Here is a 12,311-nt window from a genome sequence, read left to right as displayed (position 1 = left end):
AGATGCCCATGAGCCCCGAGCCCGAATCCCGCCGTCACGACAACGTCGATCACGCCGAGGTCCACAAGTTTGCGCACCGTGCCCGGGAGTGGTGGGACCCGAACGGGGCCTTCGCCACGCTGCACGCCATCAACCCGCTGCGCCTGGAATGGATCGACCAGCACGCCGGGCTGGAGGGCAAGACCGTTGTGGATGTGGGCTGTGGCGCAGGCATCCTGTCCGAGACGATGGCCGTGCGCGGGGCGCGCGTGACCGGCCTCGATGCTGGCGCCGAACACCTGGAGGTCGCGCGCGAACATGCCACGGAGGCCGGGCTGAAGATCCACTACCTGCACACCACCGCAGAGGCCCACGCGGAACACCATGCCGGCGCCTACGACATCGTGACCTGCCTGGAAATGCTGGAACACGTCCCCGACCCCGAGGCCGTGATCGACGCCCTCGTGCGGCTGGTACGTCCCGGCGGCTGGCTGTTCCTGTCCACCATCAACCGCACCCCGCGGGCGTTCGCCGAGGCCATCGTCGGCGCCGAGTACGTCCTCAACATGCTGCCCACGGGCACGCACGAGTACGCGCGCTTCATCCGTCCCTCGGAGCTGGGTACGGCCCTGCGCCGCCATGGCTTCCGCGTGACGGCGATGACCGGCCTCACCTACTCGCCCCTGAACGGCCAGTACCGTCTGGTCCCGCGTACCGACGTGAACTACCTGATGGCGGCCCGCCGCGAAGAAACCGCAGGCCCCGCATGAGGAGCATGCTCGGATCGGTGCTGTTCGACCTGGATGGCACCCTGCTCGACACCGCACCCGACATGCACGCCGCGCTGGTCAAGCTGATGGCCGAGCACGACCGCGCCCCGCTGCCCTTCGAACGCGTGCGCAATCACGTCTCGCATGGCTCGCAGGCACTGGTCGCGCTCGGGTTTCCGGATGCCGCTCCGGACTTCGCCGAACACCTGAAGAAGCGCTACCTCGAGATCTACGCCCGCGACCTGTGTCAGGCCACCTGCCTGTTCCCCGGGCTGCCTGACCTGCTGGAGGCCTGCGAGGATCGCGGCTGGGCGCTCGGCGTCGTGACCAACAAGCCCGGCTGGCTCACCGATCCACTGCTCGACGCCCTGGGCCTGCACGCACGCATGGCGACCGTGGTCAGCGGCGACACCCTGCCCCAGCGCAAGCCGGCACCGGAGCCCATGTGGCTGGCCGCCCGCCAGACCGGGCTCCCCCCCGAACGCCACTGCTACTGGGGCGATGCCGAGCGCGATATCGCCGCCGGACGCGCCGCTGGCATGAGCACGCTGATCGCCGGCTGGGGCTACATCGACACCGATCAGACCCCGGAACAATGGGGCGCCGATGGCCGCCTGGAGCACCCCGACGCATTCTGGCCCTGGTACGCCAACACACCGACCCCGGAGACCGGGCTTGCGAGCTGAAGGCGGCAGCGGCCGGCAGCGGCCCATCCCGCCCCGCGTCAAGGACGCCTACCGCCACTGCCGTCGGCGCGCCACGGCCCACTACGAGAACTTCCCGGTAGCCTCCTGGCTGCTGCCCCGGCACCTGCGCGGCCCGGTCGCCGCCATTTATTGCTTTGCCCGCGACGCCGATGACCTGGCGGACGAAGACCCGCGCCCGCTCGCCGCGCGCCGCGCGGACCTGCTCGCCATGCAGGAACGCGTGGAGATCCTCGAGGACCCGGCAGCGGAACACGAACCGGAGTGGATCGCGCTGGCCGATACCCGCGCCCGCTTCGACCTCCCCGCCGAACCCTTCCGCGACCTGATCGACGCCTTCCTCCAGGACCTCGAGCAGACCCGCTATGCCAGTTTTGGCGAGCTCATGGACTATTGCCGGCGCTCGGCGAATCCGGTCGGGCGCCTGATGCTCCATCTCGATGGCGAGCCCACGGAATCGATGCTCGGCTACTCGGACGCAATCTGCTCGGCGCTGCAGCTGATCAATTTCTACCAGGACCTGCAGCAGGACCTTCGCGAGAACAACCGTATCTACCTGCCGCAGGACGAGATGGACCAGTACGGGGTGACCGAGGCCATGCTCGCCGCCGGCCAGTCCAGCTTCCAGCTACGCAACCTGATGCAGTTCCAGTACGCTCGCGCCGATCGCCTGCTGCGGGCCGGCGCGCCCCTCGGCGGCTTGCTCCGCGGGCGCATGGGGCTGGAGATTCGCGCGATCATCAACGGCGGTGCCCGCATCCTCTGGCGCCTGCGCCAGCAGGACGACGTATTCGCGCGCCCCCGCCTGCGTGCCCGCGACGTCTGGGTCATCCTCGCCCACAGCCTGCGCCCGCGTCGCCGCTAGGCGGGCAGGCGATTGATACCCGTCACCGGTGTTCAGACCACACGCGAGTAGCGCGGCCGCTCTTCGCGCTGCAGGTAGGCATCGAAGGCCATCGCGATATTACGCAGCAGCAGGCGCCCGCGCGGCTGTACCCGCAGTTGCTGCGCGTCGATTTCCAGCAGACCATCCGCCTGCATCTGTTCCAGGCGCGTGAGGGCATCCGCGAAGGTCGCGTGAAAATCGATCCCGTGGCGCGCCTCGATCGCGGCGAAGTCGATCCGGGAATGGCACATCAGTTCGCGGATCACATCCCGTCGCAACTGGTCGTCGGCTGACAGCTCCAGGCCGCGGAACACGGGCAGACGGCCCGCCTCCAGGCGCGTCTGCCAGGCCTCCACCTCGCGCAGGTTCTGGCTGTAGCTGTTACCCACGCGACCGATCGCGGTCGGACCCAGCGCCACCAGGTCGTATTCCGCCCGGGTCGAATAGCCCTGAAAGTTGCGCTGCAGCGTCCCCGCGCGCTGGGCCACGGCCAGTTCGTCTTCCGGCAGCGCGAAGTGATCCATACCGATGTAGACATATCCGGCCGCGGTGAGGCGCTCGATGGTCGCCTCGAGAATGGCCAGCTTCTCCGCGGCCGGCGGCAGGTCCGCCTCGCGGATCTGCCGCTGTGTCTTGAACATCTCCGGCAGATGCGCGTAGTTGTAGATCGCCAGACGCTCGGGGCGCAGCTCCAGCACCCGGTCCAGGGTGGCGGTGTAGGTCGCCACCGTCTGCAGGGGCAGGCCATAGATCAGATCAACGTTGGTGGACACAAAACCGTTCGCGCGGGCCTGGCGCACCGCCTGCTCGGTCACCGCGAACGGCTGGATGCGGTTAACCGCCCTCTGTACCTCCGGGTTCACGTCCTGCACCCCGAGGGATACCCGGTTGAAGCCCAGCCTGGCCAGATGCGCGAGCGTATCCGGTCCCACCGCACGCGGGTCGATCTCGATCGAGAACTCGCGCTCGGGCCCGGTCTCCAGCCAGAAATGCCGCGCCAGCGCATGCATGACCCGCGCGAGATCGGCGTCCGACAGATACGTGGGCGTGCCCCCGCCAAGATGCAGCTGGCGTACCGGGCGCCCGCGGCCGAACAGCGCGGCCTGCAGCGCAATCTCTCGTTCCAGGGCGTCCAGGTAGGCCTCCGCCCTGCGGTAGTTGCCGGTCACGACCTTGTTGCAGGCACAGTAGAAACACACGGTGTCGCAGAACGGCACGTGCACGTACAGCGAGAGCGGTGCATGCGGGTCCGCCACGCTGCTTTCCCGTGCCACGCGAGCATAGGTACTGGCATCGAATCCCTCGTGGAACTGCGGCGCGGTGGGATACGAGGTGTAGCGCGGCCCGCTCACGTCGTAGCGACGCAGCACCTCCGGGTCGAATACCAGACGTTGTTCCATGCGAGTCTCCGGCGTGGCGGGTGACGCCAATGGCCACCCGTTCGCGACCAGCCTACGGCGCCGCCGCGCCCCTCCGCTTGATGTAGGTCAAAGGCGCACCCGTCCGGCGCCATCCCCGCAAACCGCGGCGGCTGTGCTAGCCTTGCCCTCCCTGGCCGGAACGCGATCCCGAGAACGCATGTCCCCCGACGAATACTGCGAGGAAAGGGCCGCACAGAGCGGTTCCAGCTTCTATTACGCCTTCCGCTTCCTGGAACCCGACCGGCGCCGCGCGATTACCGCGCTGTATGCCTTCTGCCGCGAGGTGGACGACATCGTCGACGAGGTCTCCGAAGAGAGCGTGGCCCGCACCAAGCTGCAATGGTGGCGCGAGGAGATTGAACGCCTGTTCGCGGGCGAGCCGCGCCATCCGATCTCGCAGGCCCTGCAGCCGCACCTCGCCCCCTTCGATCTCGGCCGCGAGCACTTTGACGAGATCATCGACGGCATGCAGATGGATCTCGACTACGACAGCTACCCGGACTTCACCACGCTGTCGCTGTACTGCTATCGCGCGGCGAGTGTGGTGGGCATCCTGTCCGCACAGATATTCGGGTACTCCGACCGCCGCACGCTGAAATACGCACACGACCTCGGCATGGCCCTGCAGCTGACCAACATCCTGCGCGATGTCCACGAGGACGCGATGCGCGGCCGCGTCTACATCCCGTTGGACGAGCTGAAAAAGCACGGCGTGAAACCCGAGGAATTCCAGGTCAACGTCACCGATGCGCGTCATCAGGCCCTGTTCGCCGAGCAGGCCGAGCGCGCACGCCGCTATTACCAGCGCGCCGAGGAGCACCTGCCGGAAACGGACCGCTATCCGCAGCGGCCGGGCCTGATCATGGCGGCGATCTACCGCACCCTGCTGGACGAGATCGATCGCGACGGCTATCGCGTGCTGGAACATCGGGTGCGCCTGACCCCGATCCGCAAGCTCTGGATCGCCTGGCGCACCGCGCGCCGCCTGAAGCGCGAACACCGCCGCCGCGCGGCCTGAACCCATGCCCTCCGGTCACTCACCGCCGGTGGTGGTGCTGGGCGCCGGCTGGGCCGGGCTCACCGCCGCGCTGACCCTTGCCCGCGCTGGTCACCGCGTGCACCTGATCGAGGCCGCCAAGACGGCGGGGGGCCGCGCCCGCAGCCTGAGTCTGGACGGCACCGAACTGGACAACGGCCAGCACGTACTGGTCGGCGCATGCCGGGAGACCCTGGCGCAGATGCGCGCCCTCGGGGTGGACACCGATACCGGCTTTCATGCACTGCCCTTCGGCCTGCGCATGTTCGCGCCGGGCCAGGCGGACGAACAGCCCGCGTTCCACCTGGAGCCGCGTTCACCGCGCCTGCCGGCACTCGCGGCCGCCCTGTACCGCGCCTTGTCGCAAACCGACCTCCGCGACCGGCTGCGGGCGCTGCTGGGAGCCGCCGCTATGCTGCACCGGCCGCTGCGCGACGACCTCCCGGTACAAGACTGGCTGCTCGCGCGCCACCAGCCACCCGCCCTGATACACGCACTGTGGGACCCGCTCTGCCTGGCGGTGATGAATACGCCGACACGCCATGCCTCCGCCCGCATCTTCCAGCATGTGCTGCGCCTGGCCCTCAATCACGGGCCGCAGGCCGCACGTCTGCTGATTCCGGCGCGTCCCCTCGGCGCCCTGTTCCCGGAGCCTGCACTGCAGGAGCTGCGCGCGCGCGGGGCCCGGATCGACCTCGGCCGCCGGGTGACCGCGCTGGAACAGCGGCCCGACGACCCTGTGGCTCCATTTCGTATCCATAGCCGCGCGAGCGACCCACTCCCGGCCCGCGGCCTGATCCTGGCAACCACCCCCGCGGCCGCCGCCCGTCTGCTGCCCGCATCGGGGCCCTGGCTGCCCACGAAGCAGGCACTGCAGGCCATGGGGGCGCGCAGTATTTGCACGGTCTACCTGCGCTACCCGACCCCCCCCGGCGAGATCGGACCGCTGCAGGGGCTGCTGGACCAGCATGGCCAGTGGCTGATCCCGCGGCACCTGGCGGATGCGCCGCACTGGCTGGCCGTGGTGATCTCGGCCGCCGACGACCAGCAGCCGTTGACGGCGCAGGCCCGGTGGCGCACCGTCGCCCGTTCCCTGGCCGCAACGTTCCCGCAACTGGGCACCCCCGAGGCAGGGCATACGGTGTGCGAACGCCGGGCCACCGTGGATGCGCGGCCAGGGCTGGACTGCCAGCGTCCGTCGCCACACACACCCTGGCGCGGCTGCATTCTGGCCGGGGATTACCTGACCCGTGCACTGCCCTCGACGCTCGAAGCGGCCGTACAATCTGGACTAGAATCGGCCCACCTGTTCCTGGAGGACCATCCTTGACCGACCTCGATATCCCACGCCTGCTCGCCTACCGCCCGCAACCGGGTGCCTTCGACCAGCGCGTCATCCTCGTGACCGGGGCCGCTGACGGGATTGGCCGCGCGGTGGCCCGCGCCTGTGCCGCCGCCGGCGCGACCGTCGTCCTGCTGGACAAGGACCTCAAGGGCCTGGAACAGGTCTACGACCTGATCGAGCAGGCCGGGCATCCGCAGCCGGCCATCTACCCCCTCAACCTGGAAGGGGCCACCGTCAAGGACTACGGTGACCTCGCGGAAAACATCCGCGACTCGCTGGGTCGGCTGGACGGGCTGGTGCTGAACGCCGGCTGGGCGGGCGCGCTGATGCCGATGAAGAACTATGACCCGGAGCTCTGGTTCAAGGTCATCAACAGCAACCTGCACGGGCCGTTTTTCCTGGTGCAGGCGGTGCTGCCGCTGCTGGAAAAAAGCCCGACCGGCAGCCTGGTGGTATCGACCCAGAACGCGCGCAAGGCCTTCTGGGGGGCCTTCGGCATGGCCAAGGCCGCGCAGGATGCGCTAATCGACATCCTCGCTCACGAGCACCGCAACGAGCCGCGCTTCATCCACGTGAACGGCGTCGACACCGGCCCCGTGCGTACCCGTTTCCGGGCCGGCCACTACCCCGGCGAGAACGCCGACCTGCTGCCGGAGCCGGACGCGGTCGTGGGCCCCTACCTCTACTTCCTGGACCCCGGCGACCGCACCACCACCGGGAAGAACATCAGTCTCGAGGGCCAGGTTCCGGTAGCGGACACGACCTCCTGAACCCGCGCGGCATCAGCCGCGCGGACGCCGGCCCGCGGGTCGCCCCCGGCGTGCGCCGGCACCCTTTCGGGGTTTCTTCGGCCCGGCGGGCTTGCCACTCCCCGCGGGCGTTGCCCCCGGGCGCGCTGCCGCCTCGACACCGTTGTGCTGGGTCTGGAAGGTCTGGCCACGCCGCCGCAGCGCCTTGCCCCCACGGGTGATGCGGCCGCCCGCGGCGGGCCGCGCACCGCCCTGCCCGGTCCCCGCCGGCTGCCAGGTGGGCACCAGGTGGTGCTTGCCGTTCCCGATCAGATCCGCCCGCCCCATGCGCTGCAACGCATCCCGCAGCAGCGGCCAGTTGTTGGGGTCGTGGTAGCGCAGAAAGGCCTTGTGCAACCGCCGCGCGCGTACCCCGCGCGCAACCGGCACGCGTTCGCTGACCTTGCGGCGAATGCCGCGCAGCGGGTCGCGCCCGGAATGCCACATGGCCGTAGCCAGCGCCATCGGGCTGGGCAGGAAGGCCTGCACCTGGTCGGCACGGAAGTCATGGCGCTTCAGCCACAGGGCCAGCTGCAGCATGTCCTGATCCGTGGTGCCCGGGTGGGCCGCGATGAAGTACGGGATCAGGTACTGCTCCTTGCCGGCCGCCCGCGAGTACTTTTCGAACAGCGCCCGAAAACGATCGTAGGTGCCCATGCCCGGCTTCATCATCCGCGACAGCGGGCCGCTCTCGGTGTGTTCCGGGGCAATCTTCAGGTAGCCCCCGACGTGATGGGTGACCAGCTCCTTCACGTACTCGGGTGATTCGATCGCCAGGTCGTAACGCAGGCCGGAGGCGATCAGGATCTTCTTGATACCGGGCAGGGCCCGCGCCTTGCGATACAGCCGGATCAGACTGCTGTGGTCGGTATCCAGGTTGCTGCAGATCCCGGGGTAGACACAGGACAGGCGGCGGCAGGAGCGCTCGATCTTCGGGTCCTTGCAGGCCAGGCGGTACATGTTCGCGGTCGGGCCACCCAGGTCGGAGATCACGCCCGTGAAGCCGTCAACCTTGTCCCGGATCTCCTCGATCTCCCGCAGCACGCTCTCCTCGGAACGGCTCTGGATGATGCGCCCCTCATGCTCGGTGATGGAGCAGAAGGTGCACCCCCCGAAGCAGCCCCGCATGATGTTCACCGAGAAGCGGATCATCTCCCAGGCCGGGATGCGCGCATCGCCGTACGACGGGTGCGGGGCGCGCGCATAGGGCAGATCGAATACCGCATCCATCTCCGGGGTCGACAGGGGAATCGGCGGCGGATTCAGCCACACCTCCTTGTCGCCATGGCGCTGCACGATGGCGCGCGCATTGCCCGGGTTGGTCTCCAGATGAAGCACCCGCGAGGCGTGGGCATAAAGCACCGGGTCGCCACGGACCTGCTCGAAGGCCGGGATGCGGATGACCGTGCGCTCGCGCGGGGTGCCGCGCGGGATATCGCGATGAAAACGGACCACCCGGGCACCTGACGCGGCCTCCAGGCCCGCCCCGTCCGCAGTGGACACGTCGGCGTCGGCGCAGGTCTCGGCCGTGACCATCGCGTAGGGGTCCGGGTTCGCATCCACCGGTCCGGGGGTGTCGACCTCGCTCGAATCCAGCTCGACGTAGTCCGCGGGTACGTCGTCACGCAGGAACGCCGTACCCCGCAGATCCGTGATCTCGCGCGGATGCTCGCCCGCCGCGACCCGATGGGCCAATTCGACCAGCGCCCGTTCGGCATTGCCAAACAGCAGGATATCCGCGCGCGAATCCAGCAGCACCGAACGGCGAACCTTGTCCTGCCAGTAGTCGTAATGGGCGATTCGGCGCAGGCTGGCCTCGATGCCCCCGGCCACGATCGGCACATCCTTGTAGGCCTCGCGCGCACGCTGGGCATACACGATCACCGCGCGATCCGGGCGGCGGCCGTGCACGTCACCCGGGGTGTAGGCGTCGTTGGAACGCACCTTCCGCTCGGCGGTATAGTGGTTGACCATGGAGTCCATGTTCCCGGCGGTCACGCCGAAGAACAGATTGGGCCGGCCGAGCGCACGAAACGGTTCGGCCGAGGTCCAGTCGGGCTGCGCCAGGATACCAACCCGGAACCCCTGCGCCTCCAGCAAACGCCCGATAATCGCCATCCCGAAACTGGGATGATCCACGTAGGCGTCACCGGTCACCAGGACGATATCGCAGCTGTCCCAGCCAAGGGCGTCCATCTCCTCGCGCGTGGTCGGAAGAAACGGGGCCGTGCCGAAACGCTTGGCCCAGTAGGGCCGGCGGGAGAACAGGGTATCGGGTGCTGCGGACATGACCAGGCTTCTTCCGGCGCGCGCCGGCAACAGGAAATGCGCGCATTACACGCGCGCGAGCCCCGGAGATCAACCGCTCATGCGCGCAGGCGGGAAATAGCCGCCGCTATCGGAGCGCGTGCGTGTCCGGGTGGTCACCGCCCACGTCGGGCCCGTTAACCCGGGGAACTCTAATAGCGCTCGACGAACAGCTCGATCGCCGGGGTCAGGGCCTCGCGCCAGCGCGGCGCCAGTGCCTCGTCCCAGCGCGGATCCACCTCGCGCGCGGTCTCGACCATGCAGTCCAGCCAGATCCCGTACAGCTCGGGATCCACGGGGACCCGACCGTGGCGGCTGTGGACCTCCGCCATCTTTTCCATGGTCGGGGCGACGAAGCGCTCGCCCTCCGCATAGCTGATCGCGGTCGACACCGCCTGACCCAGTGCCCGCTTCTGCTGCGACCAGTTGGTGGTGCCAAAGGCCTGTGCCACCCGCTCGTCGGCGGCCAGGAAGCGCTCGTAAAAGCGATCCACGAAATTGCCGGAACGCCGGCAGCGTCCATAACTCTGGTGTACGTCGGAGTAGCTCATCGCGGCTCCCTTCTGGTATCGCGCCAGTTTACCGCACGCCGCCTGCCCCGAGCCTGATCCAGATCAAATCCGGGCCGCCTCAAGCGTGAGCAGCAGCCGGCTACTACCGCGGACCACCCACCCGCTCGGAGACACCGCTGCGCGCTCAGGAACCCTCCAGCACACCCGCGTACTGAATCCCGGCCAGACGCGCCAGGTCGCGGTCGAACGTGGTCAGATCGTTCGGCCCGAAATCCTCGAGATTGGCGTGGCCACAGGCGCGGGCCAGCACCTGCATCAGCGCCGCCGATCCACCAAGGAATCGCGCCAGCCGTTCCGCGCCCTCCTGCGGGTCAAGCCGGCGGCGCAGCTTCGGGTCCTGGGTCGCGACGCCGCTGGGGCACCGGTTGGTGTGGCACATCCTGGCCCCCACACAGCCCACGGCCTGGATCGCGGAATTGGCCAGCGCAATCCCGTCCGCACCCAGCGCCATGGCCTTGATGAAGTCCGCCGGGGTGCGCAGACCGCCCGTTACCAGCAGCGTGACCCGCCCCGACGCGCCGTTTGCATCCAGAAAGCGGCGGGCGCGCGCCAGCGCGGGAATGGTCGGGACGCTGATGTGATCGCGCAGCAGTGCCGGCGCGGCACCCGTTCCGCCGCCGCGCCCGTCGAGTATCAGATAGTCCGCCCCCGCCTCCAGGGCAAAGGCCAGGTCGGCCTCGATGTGGTTGGCCGATAGCTTGAAGCCGATCGGAACGCCGCCCGTCTTCTCCCGTACCTCGTCGGAAAACCGACGGAAATCGGCAGCCGTTTCCAGTTTCGCGCTGGCCGCGGGCGAGAGCGCGTCCTGGCCCGGTTCGATCCCCCGCACCTCCGCGATCTCGTCACTGACCTTGCTACCCGGCAGCACGCCACCCACACCGGTCTTGGCTGCCTGCCCCGCCTTGAAATGAAAGGCCTGAATCCGGTCCATGATGGCATCGGAATAACCGAAGCCGGCCGGCCCCAGCTCGAACAGGTAGCGCGAATTCTCGGCCTGCTCCGCATCCAGCATGCCGCCCTCGCCGGAACAAATGCCGGTACCGGCGCGCTGCGCCCCGCGCGCCAGCGCGATCTTCGCCTCGCGGGACAACGCGCCGAAACTCATGTCCGACACCAGCAGGGGGACGTCCAGTTCCAGCGGCCGCTTCGCTTCCGGCCCGATCACCAGACGGGTGCCCACCTCCGCATCGTCGTCGAGCGGCCGTGACGCCAGCTGCGCCGCGAGAAGCTGGATCTCGTCCCAGCTCGGCAGCCGGTCGCGCGGCACCCCCATCGCGACCGTCGGGCCATGGTGCCCGATCCCTTCCAGCCCATCACGCGCCAGCGCATGGATCCACTCCACATGCGGCTCGGCCTCGCTGTTCCGCGCCTTTGGCATGCCCGTGTCCGAGTCCGCTTCCTCCTCCGGCGCATCGGACCCGTCGGCCGGTCCCCCGACCGCATCCGCATCGAACTGCGCATGGCTACCGTCGCAATACGGAAGGTTGCCGGACTGCTTGCACTGGCACAGGTAGGCCTCGCCATCCTCCTCGGCCGTGAACACCAGCGGCTCGATCCCGGTCCCCTGGTGCGACCCGTCGCAGAAGGGCTGGTCCTGCGAGCGCCCACAGCGACAGAAGGCATACTCCTCGCCCTTTTTGAGCTCCACGCCCTTGGGTTCCACGGCGGCGATGATCGGCTCGGCCATCAGGTACTCCTTGCATTGCGTTTGAATGGGAGATTCAGAACTCTGACAGTGAAAAACGAACAAATTTCCGATTCTTCCACAGCGCCGTATGATGAACGCCAGACCCTAGCCCCGGGAGCCCCATGAGCACCGCCGACCACCGCCATACCCGCCGTGACTACACTCACGCGGAGCTGCGCCGCACCGATCTGAATGCAAGCCCCCTCGCCCTTCTGAACGAATGGCTGGAGGCCGCGCGCGAAGCCGGCAACCCGGACCCTACCGCGATGATCCTTGCCACCGCCGATGCCGATGGCCAGCCCTCCGCGCGCACCGTCCTGCTCAAGCACGTCGATGCCGAGGGCCTCGCGTGGTACACCGATTCACGCAGCCGCAAGGGTCAGGACCTCAACGAGAACCCACGGGCCGCCCTCCTGTTCTACTGGCCCGAGACCGAACGCCAGATCCGCGTGGAGGGGCCGGTCAGCGCCCTGCCTGCCGAACTGGCGGACGACTACTTCCACCAGCGCCCGCGCGGCAGCCAGCTCGCCGCCGCCGCATCGACCCAGAGCCACCCGATCCCCGACCGCCAGACACTGGAACAGCGGGTGCACGCGCTGGAACAGCAATACCCCGACGGCGACATCCCGCGCGATCCGGCGTGGATCGGCTATCGCCTGCAGCCGGAGCTGTTCGAATTCTGGCAGGGTCGCCCGAACCGGCTCCACGACCGCTTCCAGTTCCACCGCGCCGGGGATACCTGGGAGATCACGCGGCTGATGCCCTGAGACAGCCGCGCTACCCCTACCGGCTCCGGATCTGCTAGGATTCGCTCCG

The 12,311-nt window shown here is 68.6% G+C and carries 11 protein-coding genes; 7 read left to right on the top strand and 4 right to left on the bottom strand.

Annotation, left to right across the window (positions count from 1 at the left end; genetic code table 11):
* Window positions 1–8 precede the first annotated feature (8 nt).
* Genes ubiG through hpnC form a run of 3 tightly spaced genes read left to right on the top strand, consistent with a single transcriptional unit; the run spans window position 9 to window position 2,318 of the window.
* Window positions 9–749, top strand: coding sequence for a bifunctional 2-polyprenyl-6-hydroxyphenol methylase/3-demethylubiquinol 3-O-methyltransferase UbiG (ubiG, locus tag D000_RS0107895; protein WP_018872991.1), 741 nt, complete (start codon window positions 9–11; stop codon window positions 747–749).
* Window positions 746–1,435 (top strand): HAD family hydrolase, encoded by a 690-nt coding sequence (locus D000_RS0107890; RefSeq protein WP_026279847.1) that lies wholly within the window; start codon window positions 746–748, stop codon window positions 1,433–1,435. The genes ubiG and D000_RS0107890 overlap by 4 nt, the downstream gene beginning before the upstream one ends.
* A 25-nt stretch (window positions 1,436–1,460) precedes the next feature.
* The gene (gene hpnC / locus D000_RS0107885) at window positions 1,461–2,318 is read left to right on the top strand and encodes a squalene synthase HpnC (protein ID WP_026279846.1); all 858 of its coding nucleotides are present in this window, start codon (window positions 1,461–1,463) and stop codon (window positions 2,316–2,318) included.
* 32 nt (window positions 2,319–2,350) lie between these two features.
* On the opposite strand, the gene hemN is transcribed toward hpnC, so the two are convergent.
* Window positions 2,351–3,739 carry an oxygen-independent coproporphyrinogen III oxidase gene (gene hemN, locus D000_RS0107880; RefSeq protein WP_018872988.1) on the bottom strand — a complete coding sequence of 463 codons (1,389 nt, stop codon included), beginning with the start codon at window positions 3,737–3,739 and terminating at the stop codon, window positions 2,351–2,353.
* A 178-nt stretch (window positions 3,740–3,917) separates the two neighbouring features.
* On the opposite strand from hemN, the gene hpnD reads away from it, so the two are divergent.
* Genes hpnD through D000_RS0107865 form a run of 3 tightly spaced genes read left to right on the top strand, consistent with a single transcriptional unit; the run spans window position 3,918 to window position 6,911 of the window.
* Window positions 3,918–4,778: a presqualene diphosphate synthase HpnD gene (hpnD, locus tag D000_RS0107875; protein ID WP_018872987.1), complete on the top strand. Its 861-nt coding sequence runs from the start codon at window positions 3,918–3,920 to the stop codon at window positions 4,776–4,778.
* A 4-nt stretch (window positions 4,779–4,782) separates the two neighbouring features.
* Complete coding sequence (hpnE, locus tag D000_RS0107870; protein ID WP_018872986.1) at window positions 4,783–6,126, top strand: hydroxysqualene dehydroxylase HpnE; 1,344 nt, start codon at window positions 4,783–4,785, stop codon at window positions 6,124–6,126.
* Entirely contained in the window at window positions 6,123–6,911 is a 789-nt protein-coding gene (locus tag D000_RS0107865) for an SDR family NAD(P)-dependent oxidoreductase (RefSeq protein ID WP_018872985.1), read from the top strand. The genes hpnE and D000_RS0107865 overlap by 4 nt, the downstream gene beginning before the upstream one ends.
* Window positions 6,912–6,923: 12 nt before the next feature.
* On the opposite strand, the gene D000_RS0107860 is transcribed toward D000_RS0107865, so the two are convergent.
* The 3 genes from D000_RS0107860 to D000_RS0107850 form a co-directional block, all read right to left on the bottom strand.
* Window positions 6,924–9,218 (bottom strand): YgiQ family radical SAM protein, encoded by a 2,295-nt coding sequence (locus D000_RS0107860; protein WP_018872984.1) that lies wholly within the window; start codon window positions 9,216–9,218, stop codon window positions 6,924–6,926.
* Between the two features lie 170 nt (window positions 9,219–9,388).
* Entirely contained in the window at window positions 9,389–9,787 is a 399-nt protein-coding gene (locus D000_RS0107855; RefSeq protein ID WP_018872983.1) for a globin, read from the bottom strand.
* Between the two features lie 145 nt (window positions 9,788–9,932).
* Window positions 9,933–11,495 (bottom strand): glutamate synthase-related protein, encoded by a 1,563-nt coding sequence (locus D000_RS0107850; protein ID WP_018872982.1) that lies wholly within the window; start codon window positions 11,493–11,495, stop codon window positions 9,933–9,935.
* A 122-nt stretch (window positions 11,496–11,617) separates the two neighbouring features.
* On the opposite strand from D000_RS0107850, the gene pdxH reads away from it, so the two are divergent.
* Window positions 11,618–12,262, top strand: a complete 645-nt coding sequence (gene pdxH / locus D000_RS0107845; RefSeq protein ID WP_018872981.1) for a pyridoxamine 5'-phosphate oxidase — start codon at window positions 11,618–11,620, stop codon at window positions 12,260–12,262.
* Window positions 12,263–12,311 lie beyond the last annotated feature (49 nt).

Origin of the sequence: Thioalkalivibrio sp. ALJ16 (genome assembly GCF_000377345.1) — a bacterium.
GTDB lineage: Bacteria > Pseudomonadota > Gammaproteobacteria > Ectothiorhodospirales > Ectothiorhodospiraceae > Thioalkalivibrio.
This window is presented reverse-complemented; position numbering and strand designations above follow the sequence as displayed.